Below are 17889 nucleotides of genomic sequence, written 5' to 3' on the forward strand. Positions count from 1 at the left end.
TCCGCCCGCCCTCGCCGAGGCGGCGTTGGGTGGCGTGGGAGCGGCAGCGGATGGTGTGCAGCGCCAGGTAGGCCGCACCCAGATCCGCGTCGTCCGTGCTGTCCCTGCTGGTCGTCTCGTCCAGCAGGCGCTCGAGCCGCTCGTAGAGGAACGCGATCCGGTGCCAGAAGCAGGTGGAGCGCTCGTGCGGGAGCAGGTCCATCGCGAGCTGCCAGCCGTCGCCGGGCTTTCCGAGCATGCGGTCGCCGGGGACGACGACGTCGTCGAAGAACACCTCGGCGAACTCGTCGATGCCGTGCATGGTGCGCAGCGGGCGGACGGTGATGCCGGGGGTGTCCATGTCGACGAAGAACGCCGTGATCCCGCCGTGGCCCGGGGCGGTGCGGGTGAGCAGCACGCAGCGCTGGGAGTACTGGGCCAGGCTCGTCCAGACCTTCTGCCCGTTGACCACCCAGTCGTTCCCGCGGGGCTCCGCCCGGGTGGACAGCGACGCCAGGTCACTGCCCGACCCCGGCTCGGAGAACCCCTGGCACCACTGCTCGGCGCCGGAGAGCAGCAGCGGCACCATCTCGGCCGCCAGCGCCGGCGACGCGTACGAGATCATGGTCGGCGCCAGTACCTCGATCATCGAGTAGATGCCGGGCTCGGCGAGGTCCCGGGACGCGACCTCCTCGCCGAGTACGGCGCGCAGGACCGCCGGGCCACCGAGGCCGCCGACCTCGGCGGGCCAGCCGTGACGCATCCAGCCCGCGTCGTACAGGGCGCGACGCACCCGCGCGAGCTGAGCCACCTGCCCGTCGAGGGAGTGGTCGGGTCCTGGGGTCAGGTCGTTCTCGGCCAGCCAGGCCTGCACGTCCGACCGGAACTCCGCGATGTTCACGGGGTCGGTTCGTAGGCGTGCGGCCGCCCCGAGTCGTGCGCCCCGCTGCGCCGGATGAAGGTCATCTTGCGCGTGCGCAGCCGCCAGCCGTCCGGCGTGCGGCGGTAGGTGTCCGAGTAGTATCCGATCCGCATGTCGTGCTTCGAGTGCTCGATGAAGCACAGCGGCTGGGTTCCGGTCGCCTCGTCGCCGTCGATCTCGACGAGCGCCGTCCCGGTCAGGAACAGGCCCTTCGGCGCGGCCGCGACCATCTTCGGGAACAGGTCGAGGGTGAACACGTCACCGAAGGCGCTGTAGGTGCCGTCCGGGGTGAAGACCGAGAGCAGCCCCTCGACGTCACCCTGGGTGATGGTAACGGTGTACTTCGCCAGCATCTGCTGGATCGCGACGACGTCGTCAGTGGACAAAGGTCTTGCCGCCCTTCATCACGAATTTCACGTTCTGCAGTGTGCTGATGTCCCGCAGCGGATCTCCGGCGACGGCGATGACGTCGGCCAGCAGGCCCTCGGCGAGCCGGCCCCGGTCCGTGACGGCCAGCAGCTCGGCCCCGGTGGTGGTCGCCGCCCGGATCGCGTCGAGCGGGGTCATACCGCGCTCGACCAGGGTCACCAGCTCGATCGCGTTCCTGCCGTGCGGGATCGCCGGGGCGTCGGTGCCCACGGCGATCTTCACTCCGGCGGCCAGGGCCTCCCGGATCGAGTTCCGGGCCCGGGGGAAGATCTGGGCCGCCTTCTCCTTCAGCTCGGGCGCCGCGTGGGAGACGTCCATGCCCTCGATCAGGGCCTGGGTCGCCACGAGGAACGTCCCGTGCTTGACCATGAGCTCGATCGCCTCGTCGTCGATGAGGAAACCGTGCTCGATGCAGTCGATACCCGCCTCGACGGCCGAGCGCACCGCCTGGGCGCCGTGGGTGTGCGCGGCGACCCGCAGGCCGTGGCGGTGCGCCTCGTCGACGATCGCGCGCAGTTCCTCGTCGGAGTAGTGCTGCGCCCCGGGCAGGCCGGTGTGCGACATGACCCCACCCGACGCGCACACCTTGATCAGCTGCGCGCCGTGCTTGATCTGGTAGCGCACCGCCCTGCGGACCTCGGTGACGCCGTTGGCGATGCCCTCCTCGACCGTCAGGTCGAGGACGTGCGGCGCGAACGCGCCGAACATCGTCGGGTCGAGGTGGCCGCCGGTCGGGGTGATCGCGTGCCCGGCCGGCACGATCCGCGGGCCGTCGACCCAGCCCGCGTCGATCGCCTTCATCAGCGCGACGTCGAGCAGGTAGCCGCCGGTCTTGCAGAACAGGCCGAGGTTGCGGACGGTGGTGAACCCCGCCCGCAACGTCCGGCGGGCGTTGCCGACGGCGCGCATCATCCGCAGCGGGGGGTCGTCCCGGACGGGAGAGGTCACGGCGTGCTCGCCGCGGCCGCCCATCAGCAGGTTGACCTCCATGTCCATGAGGCCGGGCAGGAGGACCAGATCGCCGAGGTCGATGATCTCGCCCTCCGGCGAGCCACCGACACCGACGATCCGGTCTCCGTCGATCCTGAGGATGCCGGGCCTGACGACCTCACCGAGGTCGACGTCGACAAGCCCGGCAGCCCTGATCGTGAGCATGTCAGACGACGGGCTCGACGATCACATCCAGGTAGGCCGCGCCGCTGTCGGGGACGCGGGGCTGCTTCCAGACCTCGACCGGGAAGGACACCATGACCAGGGACTGCATCAGGTGCATCAGGGTGCGGGCGTCCTCGGGCAGGTCGTCGATCGGGAACTTGTCGCAGTAGGCGATCGCGTCCTCGAGGAGCGGGAAGGCGACGTCGTAGAACTCCTGCATCTCGTCCATCGTGGACGCGAGGCGGCGGGCGTAGCGCTCGGGCTCGGTGGCCAGGTCCCAGGCCAGGTACGGCTCGAGGGCGGCGAACTCAGACGGCAGCGGCATCGCTGAACTCCTTGACTCGGTCGCCGACGACCTTGTGCAGGTGCCGGAGCAGGATTTCCTGGTCGCACAGGGGGAACTCGGTGACCGTACGGGTACCGATCATCGTCTGGGTGGCCTCGAGGGTGTTGGCGTCCTGGAGCGCGTACTCCTTGAACGTCACCGCCGCCAGCTCCTGGGCCAGTCGCTCGCGGGCGTTCTTCGGCGGGGCGAAGTAGAGGCTCGCCTCGAAGGTGTGCTTGTTCACCGCGGTCGGCCAGTAGTGGTACGTCAGGTACCAGCCCGGCTTCCAGAACAGCAGGGTGAAGTTGGGGAAGATCTCGAACGAGTCGGTGCCCCAGGACTTGTGCTTCACGGGGTTGATCCCGGTCGGGAGCTTCTCGACCTCGAGGCCGTCGATCTCGGGCGTGTCCCAGGGGCCGAACAGGCCGCTGCGCAGCACGCGCTCGATCGGCTTGACCATCGACGGGTCCTTCGGCGGGGCCATGCCGCCCCAGGAAGACACCATCGAGTGCGGGCTGAACAACTGGTAGTGCAGCGCCTCGAACCCGTAGCCGATGAGCTTCTCGGACTCGCCCTTGACCGCCTGCTTCTGGTGCAGCACCGGAGCGTGGTAGAACTCCGCGAAGGCGTCGATGAACAGCTTCCAGTTGGCGCCGACCTCGGCCCGGTAGGAGTAGACCTCGGTCAGCTCCGAGTACGGGTAGCCCTCGAGGCCCTTGACCATGTCACCGAGGTACTCGGTGAGGGTCTCCTGCGGGTTCAGGTTGATGAAGATGAAGCCTTCCCAGACGTCACAGGCGACCTCCTTGAGGCCGAACTGCTTCTTGTCCAGGTCGAAGAACTCGCCCTCCTGCTGGACGAAGGTCAGCTCGCCGGTGAGGTCGTAACGCCAGGCGTGGTACTTGCAGATGAACTGCCGGCAGCTGCCGGCGGTCTCCTCACCCGGGAAGTCGTTCCACACCAGCTTGTTGCCGCGGTGGCGGCACACGTTGTGGAACGCGCGCACCTTGCCGTCCGGGCCCTTGACGATGATCAGCGACGTCCCGGCGGCGGGCAGTTCCTTGGTGAAGTAGCTGCCGGTGCGGGGCAGGCGCTCGACCCGGCCCACGTTCAGCCAGGTGCGCTTGAAGATCGCCTCGCGCTCCTGCTCGTAGAACGCCGGGTCGATCGAGTCGTTGTAGTCGACGGGCGCGGTGCCGAGCTCGGGATAGTTCTCGGTCCAGCTCCCCGCCGGGGGCTTGCTGAAGTGGGGCACAGGTCTACCTCTCGTTTTCGAGCGCCATGCCGATGGTGGTGCGGGCGATGATGTTGCGCGCGATGGCAGGCGCGCGACACTCGCCGACGGTGCCGACCGGACCGTCACTCAGCCGGACCGTTACCCGGCCGGATCCGTCACTCGGCGTCCGTCGAGGCGTTCCAGCAGGTCCGCGGGTGGCCGGACCGGACGCGCGCGGCACCGTCCCGTCCCTCGGCCCGGCTGGCCGGCCGGGTCGGGGCGTCGACGGGGTGGTGACACGCATGATCGTCCGGTCTCTCCTCGTCCCTGTGAGAACTACGTTCTCCATGTCGATAATTAGATTTCCATGGAGAGGCTTCCGCGTCAACGTCACCGAGCGCAATCGTGACAACGGGTGCCCGAGGCGGGACGCAGGGGCGCACCTCCCGCCGACCGGCAGTTCTCTGGAGCCGAGAAGTCGACTTCCTCACTTGGAGAGGAGGATGCCACATCCTGCCCCGAACGGCGGCCTTCGGGCGTGACAGCAACGCGCCCGCGCCGCGGCCGCGGGGTGCGGTCGCGACACGGGCGCGGGGCAGGTGCTGGGTCGAGGGTGAGCGGCGGCTCAGAAGCCCCGGACGAACAGGTTCAGGAGCCCTGGACGAACGGGTAGATCCGGGTGAAGTCGACGCCCGGCTCGGCCGCGGCGAACTCCTCCCACACCGACGACGTGACCGTGCCCAGCGACGTCGGCCCGTCCAGCTCGCGCACCTCCTGGAGATAGAGGCGCAGGTCCTTCGCCATCAGCGAGTTCGCGAAGCCGGCCGAGTAGAGCTCGGTGAGCACCTGCCGGGGGAACTTCTCGGCGGTGGCGTTGTTCTGCCCGCTCGCCGTGTTCAGCACGTCGAGCATCGTGCCCATGTCGAGGCCGGCCGAGGTGCCGAACGCGACCGCCTCGCTGGTCGCGGCGAGCGCGACGGCGGCCAGGAAGTTGTTGGCCAGCTTGAGGGCCTGGGCCAGGCCGGGCCGGTCACCGACCCGGCGGCGGCGGTCGCTCAGCGCGGCCAGCACGGGCTCCACCCGGGCGCAGGCGTCGTCCGTGCCCGCGTACATCACCGTCAGGGTGCGGGCACGGGCGCCCGTGACACCGCCGGAGACCGGCGCGTCCACGTAGCCGATGCCGCCGGCGGCCAGCAGGTCGGTGATGCGCTGGGCCGCGCTCACCCCGATCGTCGAGGTGTCGACGACGTGGGTGACCCTGCGGTCGGCCGTCTCGGCAAGCCCGCGGGCCACCTTCTCCGAGATCACGCCGTCGGGCAGGCTGAGCACGACCACCTCGGCGTGCCGGGCGACGGCTGCCAGGTCGTCGAGATGGGTGGTTCCCTCCGGGGCGCGCTCGGGGCCCGCCGCGTCGTGGACGACAAGGTCGAGGCCGAACTGCGCGACGTTGGCCGCGAGCGCCCCGCCCATGTTCCCGAGGCCGACGAAGCCGACACTGGGGGCCGTCATGCGTCGTCGCGTTCCGCCCGCACGGCCTTGACCGCCCGCCGGGCCGAGATCGCGGCCGGCGCGCCGCAGTACGCCGCCACCTGGAACAGCAGCTCGTCGATCTCCGCGTCGCTGACCCCGGTGCGCGACGACGAACTCGCGTGCAGGCGGAACTCCTCCATCCGGCCCAGCGCCGCGGTCATCGCCATGACCAGCAGGCTGCGGTCCCGGGTGGAGAGCACGCCCTCCCTGGTCCAGACGCCCCACGCCATCGACGTGATGTGGTCCTGGAACTGCCGGCTGGTCTCGTCGGTGTCGCCGGTCGCGCGGTCGACGTAGGCGTCGCCCAGCATGGCTCGGCGCATGGCGTAGGCGGCGCGTAGCTGCTCGGTCTGTTCCATGGGTCCTCCCGATCCTCAGTAGAGCGACAGGCTGACGGTCTTCACCCGGGCGTACTCGTGCAGGGCCTCGATGCCCTTCTCCCGGCCGTAACCGCTGGCCTTGTAGCCGCCGAACGGCGTCTCGACCGTGAGCGGGCCGCCGTTCACCGCAACCTGGCCGGCCTCGATCCGCTCCGCCAGCCGCAGGCCGCGCGCGACGTCCCCGCTCCAGACGCTGCCGACGAGGCCGTACTCGCTGTCGTTGGCAAGCGCGAGGGCCTCGTCCTCGCCCTCGAACGGCAGTGTCACCAGGACCGGGCCGAAGACCTCCTCGCGGGCCACCGGCAGGTGCGGCGCCACCCCGGCGTAGACGGTGGGCCGGATGTACAGGCCCTTCGCGCCCGGGCCGTCGGCGTAGGCGGCGCCCCCGGTGGCCGGCCGCAGCCCGGACGCCAGCGTCCGTGCGAAGAAGTCCAGCACCTTCCGGTACTGCGCCTCGGTGATGATCGGGCCGAAGTCCACGCCCGGGGTGAGCCGCTCCACCGCCGCGACCACCCGGGCGACCAGCTCGTCGTGCACGGACGCCTCGACGAGCAGCCGGGTCGTCGCCGAGCACACCTGCCCGGAGTTGGTCGCGACGGTCGAGACCGCGGCGGCGGCCGCCCGGTCCAGGTCGGCGTCGGCGAAGACCACCAGGGGAGACTTGCCGCCGAGCTCGAGGGTCGCCGGCACGAGCCGGTCGGCCGCGATCCGGGCCAGGTGCCGCCCGGTGGCGACCGAGCCGGTGAAGGTGACGCGCCCGACCCGCGGGTCGGCGGCCAGCGGGGTCCCGACTTCGGGCCCGGTTCCGGTCACGACGTTGAACAGGCCGTCCGGGAGCCCGGCCTCGCTCGCCAGCCGCGCGAGGCGGACGGTGGAGATCGACGTCAGCTCGGACGGCTTGACCACCACGGCGTTGCCCGCGGCCAGCGCCGGGGCCAGCGCCCGGCACGCCTGGTTCAGCGGCAGGTTCCACGGGGTGATCGCCGCGACCACCCCGTACGGCTCCAGCCGGGTGTAGGTGTGGCTGCCCCCGCCCAGGTCGATCGTGCGCCCGTGGTGCGCGCGCACCACCCCGGCGTAGTACCGGAAGTAGGCGGCGGACTGCTCGACCTCGAACCGGAGCTGGGTGGCGATCTTGCCGGTGGCCACCCGCTCCAGCTCCATCAGCTCGGCCGCGTGCGCGTCGATGACGTCGGCGACCCGGTGGAGCAGCTCGCCGCGCTCCGCCCCCGACCGCCGCGCCCACTGCGGCTGGGCCGCCGCCGCGTCGGTGACGGCACGGTCGACGTCCACGGGGGAGCCGGCGGCGATCTCGTCACCGGGCTCGCGGGTCGAGGGGTCGAGCGTGGGCAGGTAGCTCCCGCCGGCCGGTGCCGCAGCCTTCCCGCCGATCCAGTGGTCGTGACGGACGGTCACGTCAGGTCACCTCCAGGGCGCGGCGGGCGGGCGCGGGGTGCGGCGGGCGCACCGTCACAGCCCGAGCGACTTCGCGATGATCGTCTTCATGATCTCGCTGGAACCGCCGTAGATCCGCCCGACCCGGGCGTCTGCCCAGGCCCGCGCCACCGGGTACTCGTTGATGTAGCCGTAGCCGCCGAAGAGCTGCAGGCAGGCGTCGATCACCCGACCCTGCATCTCCGTGCAGTAGAGCTTGACCATCGCGGCGTCGGCCGGCGTCGCCTCGCCCGTCACGTGCGCGAGGAGCACCTGGTCCAGCAGTGCCTGGCCCGCCTCGACCTCGGTCGCGCACCCGGCCAGCACGAACTTGGTGTTCTGGAAGGTGTTGAGCGTCTTGCCGAACACCTTGCGGCCGTTGACGTAGGCGACGGTCTGCTCGACGACCGACGCGGCCGCGCCCTGGGCGTTGATCGCGATCGAGAGCCGCTCCTGCACGAGGTGCGAGGTCAGGTAGGTGAAACCCTGGCCCTCCTCGCCCAGCAGGTTCGCCGCCGGGACACGGACGTCGTCGAAGAAGATCTCGACCGCCTCCTGGATGTGCAGCCCGATCTTGTGTAGCGGGGCACCGCGGCTGACGCCAGGAAGGTCACCGGGGATCACCAGCAGCGACAGGCCGGCGTGGCGCTGGGTCGGGTCGGTTTTCACCGCGGTGAGGAAGAGGTCGGCGTTCAGGCCGCCGGTGATGAACGTCTTGGATCCGTTCACCACGTAGTGGTCACCCTCGCGGCGCGCGGTGGTGGTGAAGCCGGCCAGGTCCGATCCCGCGCCCGGCTCGGTCAGCGCCAGCGCGGCGACCAGCTCGCCGCTGGCCAGGCCCGGCAGCCACCGAGTCTTCTGCTCCTCGTTGCCGTGGTCGACGAAGTACGGGACGGAGATGTCCGCGTGGATGCGCAGGGGGCCCAGCGCGTAGCCGCCCCGGGCGGCCTCCTCGGTGACGACGGCGTTGAACAGGAAGTCCGCCCCGCCGCCGCCGTACTCCTCCGGGATCCCGAGCCCGAGGATTCCAACGTCCCCCGCCTTGTTGTAGAAGTCGCGCGGCGGTAGGCCGGCTTCCTCCCACTCGCGGTAGTGCGCCCCGATCTCCTTTTCGAAGAAGGTACGGACGGCTGCCCGAAAAGCGTCGTGCTCGGGACCGTAGACCGTGCGTCGCATCCGGTCGCCCCTCTCCGGCCGAGGCGGGGTGTCCCGCCGACGTCGTCTGAGTCACGGGCTCCGCGCATGACGGGCCCGTCGGGTTTCGTGTGTCTGGTCGTGTGCGTGCTGGATATCGCGTGCGTGTCGGATATCGGTTTCGTGCGCCGGGGACCGGCCGGCCCGGGGGACGGGCAGACCATGCTCAGGAGGAGACGGAGGTGGGCCGCCGCACCCCGGAGCGGCCGGCGGACCCGTGACCGGGACGCCGTCGGCCGACGTGGTGACGGGTCGACCACACTGCCCCGCCAAGCGCCGCCGACCGTGGGAATGCCATCGATCCCACGGGCTCCGGTCGCCTCCAGGCCACCTCGGACGCGTCACCGCAGCCGAACCGCCTCGGCGGGATCGCCGGGAACGGGTCGCCTCGAACTGCATCGCCTCGAACTGGGGTGGTCCCGGGAGTTCGCGCGCGGCCACACGCGGCGCGAGACCGGGGCTTAACGTACCTTCGCTGCCCGGACGCAGTCCAGTGGGCGGCGGCGCCCGTCCTGTCTGGTACGTACCGCGAACAGCCGCGATGGTCGACCGACGGCGGACCGGTGACGGAAGGTACCAGTCCGGGTACGTGGGCGTCGCGGAGGCAGTCGGGAAGATCTTCCGGACCCGTTCGGGTGAGCGTGTCCTCGGCCCAGTGAGTCTCTGCTAACGTGAACCGTCGGCCAACGTGATCAGTTGCGTGCACGTGAACCGTCGTGTGCCGGGTGGCGTGCATGCCGTCTCCCTGACCGCGCTCGCGGGTGTCGTGGCGCATCCGACACCGCGGGTTCCACCACCAGCCCCACCGGCGCGGCCGGTGGCCGCCCGGCTCGAGGGCGGTCGCGGGCGGGGCCGTCGCACTGATTGAACGCTGTCACTGATTGAACGCTGTGACCTGTTGTTACCTGCTGGACGGACGAGACCGTCGCCGGTGCGGGAGTGAGGGGTGGACAGGTTGGACAAGGTGGTTCCGAGCGCGGAGCTCGCCGTGGCGGACATCCCCGACGGGGCCTCGCTGGCGGTGGGCGGATTCGGGCTCTGTGGCATCCCGAGTGGCCTCATCCGCGCGTTGCTCGCCGCCGGCCCCAAGGACCTCGAGACGGTCAGCAACAACTGCGGCGTGGACGACTGGGGCCTCGGCCTGCTGCTGCGGGCGGGGCGGATCCGGCGCACCACCGGCTCCTACGTCGGGGAGAACAAGGAGTTCGAGCGTCAGTTCCTCTCCGGTGAGCTCGAGGTCGAGCTCGTTCCGCAGGGCACCCTGGCCGAGCGGCTGCGCGCCGGCGGCGCCGGCATCCCGGCCTTCTACACCCCCGCGGGCGTCGGGACCCAGGTGGCCGAGGGCGGCCTGCCGTGGCTGTACGACGGCTCCGGCGGCATCGCGGTCGCCTCGCCGCCCAAGGAGACCCGGATCTTCGACGACCGGACCTACGTCCTCGAACGCGGCATAGTCTGCGACTTCGCCCTGGTCCATGCCTGGAAGGGCGACCGGCACGGCAACCTGGTCTACCGGGCGAGCGCCGCCAACTTCAACCCGCTGTGCGCGACGGCCGGGCGGGTCACCATCGCCGAGGTCGAGGAACTGGTCGAGCCCGGCGAGCTCGACCCGGCCCAGGTGCACACCCCGGGGATCTTCGTCCAGCGGGTCGTGCACGCGCCCGACACGGAGAAGCGGATCGAGAAGCGGACGGTGAGCTGAGATGGCCCTGACTCGTACCGAGCTCGCGGCCCGGGTCGCCCGCGAGCTCGAGAGCGGACAGTACGTGAACCTCGGTATCGGCCTGCCGACCCTGGTTCCGAACTATCTGCCCGACGGCGTGACCGTGGTCCTGCACAGCGAGAACGGCATCCTCGGCGTCGGCCCCTACCCGGCGGACGCCGCCGTCGACCCCGACCTGATCAACGCCGGCAAGGAGACCGTCACCGTCCTGCCCGGGGCGGCCTTCTTCGACTCGGCCACCTCGTTCGGGATGATCCGCGGCGGTCATGTCGACGTCGCGGTGCTCGGGGCGATGCAGGTCTCCCGGGTCGGCGACCTGGCGAACTGGATGATCCCCGGCAAGATGGTCAAGGGCATGGGCGGCGCGATGGACCTCGTGCACGGCGCCCGGCACGTGATCGTGATGATGGAGCACGTCGCCCGCGACGGCAGCCACAAGATCCTCGACGAGTGCACGCTGCCGCTGACCGGCCGCGCCTGCGCTCAGCGGATCATCACCGACCTCGCGGTCATCGACGTCGTGCCCGGCGGCGTCCTGGCTCTGCGCGAGACCGCGCCCGGCGTGACCGTCGACGACGTCCGCGCCGCCACCGGCACTGAGCTCACCGTGGACCTGGTCGCCGTCTAACCGGGCAGGTCACAGGCTCCGGTCACGGACTCCGTCCCGTGGCCGCCCGGATTCGCCCGGCGGCCGTCCTCAAGGCCAGGTGGCTGTGCCACCCGCGCACCCACCTGGCCGGCTGGTTCTTCGCCGAGGCGCGAAAGATCTGGGCCAGGAGCTTCCCTGAGCTCGCGCGGCCTCAGTGAAGGTCAGCTGATCGTGATCGCTTTCTCGGGGCAGTTCTGCGCGGCGTCACGCGCCTTGGCCTCGTACACGGGCGGGACCTCTGGGACGGGGACGAACCCGTGGCCCTGTTCGTCGAGCCCGAAAACCTCCGGGCAGATATCCCAGCAGCGGGCGTGTCCCTGACACAGCTCCGGGTCGACCACGACCTTCATGCGTGAGTCTCCTTCTTTCGGGGACCTGTGGGTGATGCGGTACCCGTCTTCTGCTGTCAGTCGATCACATTGGTCATCAGTCGCCGGCCGAGCTCCGATGATTCAATGAACGGCGCATTGACATCCAGGCAGCTGGCCCAGATGTTCTGGGCGCCGGAGGAGTCGCCGGCCACGAGCGCGGAGACCAGCTCCGCGAAGAGCTGGGCGTTGCGGGTTGCCGTTGCGACCCAGGGGTCGTCCGCCGCCGCGGTGATGATCGGCTGGTTCCCGACACGCACCCACTGGAGGATCTCGGCGACGATGGCGAGGGCGGGGTTGTGCGTCGCGGCGAAGGCCACGACCCCGCCGCGTCCCCACGTCTCGGCGAAGTGGGGCATGTCATCCGTGGACGCCGACAGCTCTTTCACCAGGGCGCGCAGGTCGTTCAGCGACGCCGGGTCGATCCTCGACGCGACGAGTCTCATCATGGCGGGCTCGATCATGCGCATCGCCCGATAGAAGTCACCGAGGGTTGCCTGCCGAGCCTCGAGGACGGTGCCCGCCAGCTGGGCCGCTATCTGGGTGGACGGATGCTGTATCTGGGCACCCCCGCGGTCGCCTGTCCGGAGCTCGATAAGGCGCTCCGTCTCCAAGATCCTCAATGCCTCCCGTAGCGTCGGCCGGGAGATGCCGAACTCCCTGGCCAGGTCGGTGAGAGAGGAAAGCCGGTCGCCGTTCTCAAGGCGGCCTTCGGCGATCCGCGACCTGATCTCGGCCGCCACCGAGGTCGCCATTCGTTGCGGTTGCCCGTTTCTGGTGTGGCTGACCTGTGCCCGCCACAGTTGAACGACGTCGATCGGCTGCCGGCTCCGGCTGCGGCTCACCAGGAGTCGGCTGGTGCTCGACAGATATTCGCTCCAGGTTCTGTTCGCCAGGTCGCCCTCACGTCGCCGCGCGGCCTGGAGGAACTCGCTCTGGCTGTCGATCACCCTGCGGGCGATTCGTTCGGCGGACGTGAGATCGGAGGTGCCGACTGCCGCATAGACCTGGCTCGTGTAGATGTCGCGGAGAACCCCCGCGATCACCGCGATGGAGCGGTTGCCGGACAGGTCGGTGACGGCCTGGTCGAACGTCGCCACCGCGGTGGCGAACGACAGCGGATCGTCCGCGGCGGCTCGTGCGTTCTCGTGCAGCGCGGCGAGATGGTCGAGCCCCTCTTGGCCGCACCGGACAGCGAGCTGTTCGGCGGCCGGCGGCTCGATCACCAACCGAGCCTCTTCGAGGTGCGCCAGCGTGGCTTTCCGAAGCTGGAGGAGGAGCGTGACGTATCGACCCACCGCGGCAAGTCCGGGGCGGCGAACGACGGCACCGCCGCCGCGGCCGCGACGGATCTCGAGAAGTGACTGTGACTCGAGGATCCGCAGTGTTTCGCGCAGTGTCTCGCGGGAGATCTTGAAGGTCGCGGTCAGCTCGGCCTCTGACGGTAGCTGCTGGTCGGCGGCCAGCTCGCCACTGAGGATCTGCCGCCGCAGGTCGGCCGCGAGGACATGTGAAATCTTCTGGGCACGGCGGCGGGGTGGCGCTCGGAAGGTGGCGACGGTGGGGGCGAGCTCCGGTTCGACTGTCAGGGCCGTCCTTGTCTCGGTCACGCTCTTGTCAGGATGAGGCTCCGCATTGAAGCGATGGTACAGACCCCCGCCGTGACGGCGCCTGCGTGCGCGGGCCCTGTCGCCTGGTGACGTATACGACCGCGCATACCGCCGTTCGTTCACCCTCGGCCCCCGTCGCCGATGAACATCTCCGGAACCCAGCTCGGTGCCCGCTTCTCCATGAACGCCCGCATTCCCTCACGCGGTTCAGGGGAATCTTCGAGGGCCCAGAACATCGTCTGGTAGTCGATGAGTCCGTAGCGCTCGTTGAGCATCCGTTTCACGTGCATGCGCGCCATCGGCGGGGTCTGCAGGATCTCGCCCGCTGCCTGGACGGCGGCCTGTCGGAGCTGGCTGTGGGGCACGACCCGGGAGATCACGCCCAGCCTCTGGGCTTCAGTGGCGTCGAACCGGCGCGCGGACAGCAGCAGGTCGCGGGCGACGGCCACGCCGACGTGGGCGGGCAGGGCGGCCGCGAAGGTGGCGTCGGGGATGCCGCGCAGCAGTTCGGGCACTCGGAACGTGGCGCGGTCGCTGGCCACGGCGATGTCGGCGAGCATGGCGACGAGTAGGCCGCCGGCCTGGCAGATGCCGTTGACGGCTGCCACCACCGGCGCCCGGCTGTCGCGGATCGCGAGGAACGGCAGGATGTCGTGCCCGATGTCCGGTGGCGACGAGTCACCTGGTTCGGAGCGCCCTCCGAGGTCCCCTCCGGGAGCGAACACGTCGCCCGTGCCGGTGATGACGAGGGCCGCCAGGTCCGGGTCCTTGTTGACGAGGCGCACGGCGCGCTTGATGCCGAAGTACATGGCCGGGGTGAGGGCGTTCCTTGCCTCCGGCCGGTCGATGACGCACCAGCCGATGACTCCCTCGCGTTCGAACCGTAGACCGGCTGCGCCGAGATCGTGTTGCACGCGTCTCCTTCCCTGGCCGTCGACACGCAAGGCGCCGATGGGCGACTGAGTCAACTCTATATCGGTCCTTCCTCCTGGTCGCCTCCTGGTTCCACGGGAGGGCGGGGGTCGTGAAGCCCTGTGGTCGGCTCGGTGACCTGCAAATACAGCACGGGGCAGGGGGTGAGGTCCAGTAGCGATGTCCGTCCGCTTCGTCCGACGCCAACGGCAGCGACCCCTAGACAGCTGACCTAGGCAACTGTATTTTTCCTCTCGAGTCGGTAGTGGCGGAGGTCACTTCGCGCGTGGGGGGTCGTCTCGGTGCCCTTCGGTGGCAACCCAGACCAAGATCGTCGATCTCAGAGGTCTGATCTCGTCGACGCGGCGGCCACGACGGCGACGCCCGCAACGTGGAAGGAAGGGATGGAGCATGGAGCAGGAGTCCGGGCACGGCTTCGGCGGCAGTTACATGGAGATGATGGGCGCCGGAACGGCCCGGCATCCGCAGGCGACCTACCAGCGGTTACGGGAAGCCTCGCCTGTCCTGCAGGTCGAGGGGCTGGACGGTCCGGGCGTGATCGTCAACAGGCGCGCCGAGATCGAGGAGATCTTCCGCTGTCCGGAGATCTACTCCTCGGCGATGCATCACGGCCGGCTCGGGAACGCCCGGCCCCTCATACCGATCGAGATCGACCCTCCTGGCCAGCGGAAGTTCCGGAAGGTCCTCAACCCGCTCTTCGTTCCCCAGGAGCTGGAGGTTCTCGAGGAGCCGGTGACGCGTCTCGTCCACGAACTCATCGACGGCTTCGTCGATGAGGATGAGATCGACTTCGCGAAGCAGTTCTCCATGCCGTTGCCCTCGCAAGTGTTCCTCACGCTACTAGGCCTGCCCCTGGAAGACCTTCCGACGTTCCTCGCGATGAAGGACGGAATAATCCGTCCCTTCCACGTTCTCGGGAAACCCGTGGGTGACCCCGAGGCCCGGGCCTACCAGGTGCGCACCGCAGGTTCGATCTACGACTACTTCGACAAGGTGCTCGACCAGCGGGAGCTCAGGCGCGAGGAGGACCTGCTGAGCAGGCTGCTGGACACCGAGGTCGACGGCGATCGGCTGAGCCGCGAAGACCTCCTCGACATCTGCTTCCTTTTTTTGACCGCCGGCCTCGACACGGTGTCCGCATCGCTCGACTGCTTCATGGCGTACCTTGCCGAGCATCACGAGCAGCGCGCGAAACTCGTCGCGGACCCCTCGATCATTCCGCGTGTCGTCGAAGAGCTGTTGCGCTGGGAGTCGCCGGTGATGCTGGTCTCCCGGGTCGCCACCCGGGACACCGAGCTGGGCGGATGTCCGATCAAAGCCGGCGACGAAGTCTACGCGTTCCTCGGTTCCGCGAACACCGACGAACACGACATCCCGGATGGGAACGTCGTCCGCTGGGACCGCCAGGTGAACCGCCACCTGGCGTTCGGCGGCGGGATCCACCGCTGCCTCGGCTCTCACCTCGCTCGACTGGAACTCCGCATCGTCCTGCGCGAGTGGCACGCCAGGATCCCCGACTACCGGATCAAGTCAGGCGCGGACCTCGCGTTCACTCCCGGCGTCCGCGCCCTCGACTCATTCCGGATGCTTCTGGGAAAGTCAGCATGACGAAGCCGCCGAGTAGGCCTCGAACGGCTACCGGCGATGCTGTCGCGCCCCGGCGGTTCCCCCGCGGAGGGGACTTCCGCTCCCGTCCGCGATCACTGTTCCTATCACGGGGGCAGAAGACTCGATGAAGACACCCGCGCAGCTTTTCGACCTGACGGGAAGGGTCGCCGTAGTCACCGGTGGGAGCCGGGGGATCGGCCGTGCGGTGGCCGAGGGCCTCGCGGCGGCCGGCGCTGATGTGGCGATCGCCAGCCGCAAGCTCGACGCCTGCGAGACGGTGGCCAAGGAGATCGAGGCGGCGACCGGCCGCCGGGCCCTTCCCGTCTCCTGTCACGTCGGCAGGTGGGAGGACTGCGACCGCCTCGTCGACAGAGTTTACGAGGAGTTCGGTCGGTGCGACACACTCGTGAACAACGCCGGCATGTCGCCGATCTACAACGGCCTTTCCTCGGTGACCCGGGATCTGTACGACAAGGTCCACGCCGTGAACGCGAGCGGGCCTTTCCGGCTGAGCGCCCTTGTCGGATCGCGTATGGCGGAGGGTGACGGAGGGTCGATCATCAACGTTACGACGGCGGGGTCGTTGCGACCGAACGCAGACGACCTGCCCTACGCGATGGCGAAGGCAGCCCTCAACGCACTGACTCTCGGCCTTGCCGGCGCGTGGGCGCCCAAGGTACGGGCGAATCTGGTCCTGCCGGGTGCGTTCGACACCGATATCACCAAGGCATGGGGCCCGGACATGAAACGCCACGCCGGAGACATCAATCCGATGAGGCGCATCGGCCAGCCCGACGACATGGTGGGCGCCTGCGTGTTCCTGGCGAGTGATGCCGCCAGTTACGTCAACGGGGCGCAGATCCTCGTCGACGGTGGGCTGTTCCGAACCCTCTGACGACCGCCGGTACTGCGGCCCTTTACGAAACCAGCACGACAGTCCCGAAGAACATCCACACCATGCGCGATGCATGGCCCCACCACGACGCAGGCCAACCACGGCGACGGCGGGTGCCGCGTCGCGCCGCGCCGAAGGAGGATCCGCCATGTCCGACAGCGCGCCACTGGACGGAAAAGTCGCCATTGTCACGGGTGCGGGGGGAGGAATCGGCCGAGCCTACTCGGCGGGGCTGGCCAGGGCCGGTGCCGCGGTGGCCCTGGCCGACATCGACCTTGATGCCGCCGCCGCCACCGCCGCGGAACTGACCGCGGGTGGGCACCGCGCGTTCGCCCTCCGCGTGGACGTGGCGGACGAGGCGGATGTGAACCAGATGGCCGTCACGGTGGCCGAGCGCTTTGGTTCGGTCGACATCCTGGTGAACAACGCGGCACTCATGGCCGAAGTCGTCGGGAAGGGCACCCTCACCACGATGCCGCTCGACCTGTGGCATCGCACCGTGGAGGTCAACCTCACCGGCCCGCTGCTGTGCACGCGCGCCGTCGTGCCGTACATGAAGCAACGGGGCTACGGCAAGGTGGTGAACCAGTCGTCGGGCGGCGCCTTCATGCCGTCCAACGCCTATGGCATCACCAAGCTCGGTCTTGTCAGCATGACGATGTCGCTGGCCCGTGAGCTCGCGCTGCTTGGCATCCGGGTGAACGCTATCGCGCCGGGAAACGTGAACACCGAGGCGGGGGCCATCGCGTCCCCCCCACCGTTCCGAAAGATGATCGAGGTCACCGTGCCGTTCCCGTTCGGTGAGCCCGAAGACCTGGTACCCGGCCTGCTTTACCTGGTCTCATCGGGCAGCGACTGGGTCACGGGCCACACGCTCAACATCGACGGCGGCTGGATTCCCCGTACCTGAGATCTTCACCCGGGGAGATCCAGCACTCCGCCGCACTCCAAACACTCGTTCGCGCACGAAATCAGGTGAGAGAACATGAAGAAAATGATCCTGCACGTCGAGTCGCGGCCGACCAGTTCTGGCGTGGTCGAAGAGTTCAACCGCTGGTACGACGAGGTCCATCTACCGGAGATCGTCGCGATCGACGGATTCGTCTCGGCGCGCCGCTATGCGCCGGTTGAGGAGAACGACCCCTACATCGCCCAGTACGAAATCGAGGGAGACCCGGACGCGGTCGTGGCGCGCGTCGTCGCCGCGTCCGCCGAGGGCAGGCTGGACATGTCGGACGCCGTCCAGATGGACCCCCGGCCGCGGATGCGGCTCATGCAGCTCGTCACGGAGTACGGACCTGACGCCGGGGACATCTGACAGACATCCCCTGAACTGGCCGGTCGATCTCCGTGCCGTACACGTTATCTCAAGGCAATGCTCATTGTCGAAAAAGGGGAGCATAGTGATGGACGTCGATGACCTCATCCTGATCAGTGTTGACGACCACCTAATCGAACCACCGGACCTGTTCGTCAACCACCTCGATGAGAAGTACCAGGATCGGGCGCCGAGACTGATCCGCAACGAGGGGGGCAACGACG

Annotated in this window: 19 protein-coding genes; 7 read left to right on the forward strand and 12 right to left on the reverse strand. The window is 69.2% G+C overall.

What is annotated here, in order from left to right; genetic code table 11:
• From AC559T_RS02785 to AC559T_RS02825, 9 genes are all read right to left on the reverse strand, one after another.
• Window positions 1-880 (reverse strand): acyl-CoA dehydrogenase family protein (locus tag AC559T_RS02785; RefSeq protein WP_498867631.1); only part of this gene is annotated, 880 nt, incomplete at its 3' end.
• On the reverse strand, window positions 877-1287 hold the full coding sequence (locus tag AC559T_RS02790) for a nuclear transport factor 2 family protein (RefSeq protein WP_498867632.1): 411 nt from the start codon (window positions 1285-1287) through the stop codon (window positions 877-879). The genes AC559T_RS02785 and AC559T_RS02790, both read right to left, overlap by 4 nt.
• The gene (locus tag AC559T_RS02795) at window positions 1277-2485 is read right to left on the reverse strand and encodes a metal-dependent hydrolase family protein (RefSeq protein ID WP_498867633.1); all 1209 of its coding nucleotides are present in this window, start codon (window positions 2483-2485) and stop codon (window positions 1277-1279) included. Before AC559T_RS02795 ends, AC559T_RS02790 begins: the two co-directional genes overlap by 11 nt.
• A gap of 1 nt (window position 2486) precedes the next feature.
• Window positions 2487-2810 carry a hypothetical protein gene (locus AC559T_RS02800; protein WP_020461807.1) on the reverse strand — a complete coding sequence of 108 codons (324 nt, stop codon included), beginning with the start codon at window positions 2808-2810 and terminating at the stop codon, window positions 2487-2489.
• Complete coding sequence (locus AC559T_RS02805; protein WP_498867634.1) at window positions 2794-4065, reverse strand: aromatic ring-hydroxylating oxygenase subunit alpha; 1272 nt, start codon at window positions 4063-4065, stop codon at window positions 2794-2796. The genes AC559T_RS02800 and AC559T_RS02805 overlap by 17 nt, the downstream gene beginning before the upstream one ends.
• A gap of 609 nt (window positions 4066-4674) precedes the next feature.
• Window positions 4675-5535 (reverse strand): NAD(P)-dependent oxidoreductase, encoded by an 861-nt coding sequence (locus AC559T_RS02810; RefSeq protein WP_498867635.1) that lies wholly within the window; start codon window positions 5533-5535, stop codon window positions 4675-4677.
• Window positions 5532-5915 carry a carboxymuconolactone decarboxylase family protein gene (locus AC559T_RS02815; RefSeq protein ID WP_131627019.1) on the reverse strand — a complete coding sequence of 128 codons (384 nt, stop codon included), beginning with the start codon at window positions 5913-5915 and terminating at the stop codon, window positions 5532-5534. Before AC559T_RS02815 ends, AC559T_RS02810 begins: the two co-directional genes overlap by 4 nt.
• 15 nt (window positions 5916-5930) lie before the next feature.
• On the reverse strand, window positions 5931-7352 hold the full coding sequence (locus AC559T_RS02820; protein ID WP_112105796.1) for an aldehyde dehydrogenase family protein: 1422 nt from the start codon (window positions 7350-7352) through the stop codon (window positions 5931-5933).
• Window positions 7353-7406: 54 nt separating this feature from the next.
• Window positions 7407-8546 carry an acyl-CoA dehydrogenase family protein gene (locus AC559T_RS02825; RefSeq protein WP_498867636.1) on the reverse strand — a complete coding sequence of 380 codons (1140 nt, stop codon included), beginning with the start codon at window positions 8544-8546 and terminating at the stop codon, window positions 7407-7409.
• 973 nt (window positions 8547-9519) lie between these two features.
• Between AC559T_RS02825 and AC559T_RS02830 the strand changes: the two genes are divergently transcribed.
• From AC559T_RS02830 to AC559T_RS02840, 3 genes are read left to right on the forward strand one after another with little or no spacing between them, the layout of a single operon-like run.
• A complete protein-coding gene (locus tag AC559T_RS02830) occupies window positions 9520-10263 on the forward strand; it encodes a CoA transferase subunit A (protein WP_071063147.1) in 744 nt (247 codons plus the stop codon).
• A 1-nt stretch (window position 10264) separates the two neighbouring features.
• Complete coding sequence (locus tag AC559T_RS02835; protein WP_020461800.1) at window positions 10265-10912, forward strand: CoA transferase subunit B; 648 nt, start codon at window positions 10265-10267, stop codon at window positions 10910-10912.
• A 38-nt stretch (window positions 10913-10950) separates the two neighbouring features.
• Window positions 10951-11091, forward strand: coding sequence for a hypothetical protein (locus tag AC559T_RS02840; protein ID WP_498867637.1), 141 nt, complete (start codon window positions 10951-10953; stop codon window positions 11089-11091).
• A 3-nt stretch (window positions 11092-11094) separates the two neighbouring features.
• Here AC559T_RS02840 and AC559T_RS02845 read toward each other — a convergent pair whose 3' ends face one another.
• The 3 genes from AC559T_RS02845 to AC559T_RS02855 form a co-directional block, all read right to left on the reverse strand.
• Window positions 11095-11283 (reverse strand): ferredoxin, encoded by a 189-nt coding sequence (locus AC559T_RS02845; protein WP_498867638.1) that lies wholly within the window; start codon window positions 11281-11283, stop codon window positions 11095-11097.
• Between the two features lie 56 nt (window positions 11284-11339).
• A complete protein-coding gene (locus AC559T_RS02850; protein ID WP_498867639.1) occupies window positions 11340-12911 on the reverse strand; it encodes a FadR/GntR family transcriptional regulator in 1572 nt (523 codons plus the stop codon).
• Window positions 12912-13030: 119 nt separating this feature from the next.
• Window positions 13031-13825 (reverse strand): enoyl-CoA hydratase/isomerase family protein, encoded by a 795-nt coding sequence (locus AC559T_RS02855; protein WP_498867640.1) that lies wholly within the window; start codon window positions 13823-13825, stop codon window positions 13031-13033.
• Window positions 13826-14234: 409 nt separating this feature from the next.
• On the opposite strand from AC559T_RS02855, the gene AC559T_RS02860 reads away from it, so the two are divergent.
• The 4 genes from AC559T_RS02860 (at window position 14235) to AC559T_RS02875 (ending at window position 17665) form a co-directional block, all read left to right on the forward strand.
• Window positions 14235-15452 carry a cytochrome P450 gene (locus AC559T_RS02860; protein ID WP_498867641.1) on the forward strand — a complete coding sequence of 406 codons (1218 nt, stop codon included), beginning with the start codon at window positions 14235-14237 and terminating at the stop codon, window positions 15450-15452.
• A 124-nt stretch (window positions 15453-15576) separates the two neighbouring features.
• A complete protein-coding gene (locus tag AC559T_RS02865; RefSeq protein ID WP_498867642.1) occupies window positions 15577-16347 on the forward strand; it encodes an SDR family NAD(P)-dependent oxidoreductase in 771 nt (256 codons plus the stop codon).
• A gap of 148 nt (window positions 16348-16495) precedes the next feature.
• The gene (locus AC559T_RS02870; RefSeq protein ID WP_498867643.1) at window positions 16496-17257 is read left to right on the forward strand and encodes an SDR family oxidoreductase; all 762 of its coding nucleotides are present in this window, start codon (window positions 16496-16498) and stop codon (window positions 17255-17257) included.
• 75 nt (window positions 17258-17332) lie between these two features.
• Window positions 17333-17665, forward strand: coding sequence for a hypothetical protein (locus AC559T_RS02875; RefSeq protein WP_498867644.1), 333 nt, complete (start codon window positions 17333-17335; stop codon window positions 17663-17665).
• Window positions 17666-17889: the final 224 nt, after the last annotated feature.

It is taken from the genome of Frankia sp. Hr75.2 (assembly GCF_949319125.1).
GTDB lineage: Bacteria > Actinomycetota > Actinomycetes > Frankiales > Frankiaceae > Parafrankia > Parafrankia soli.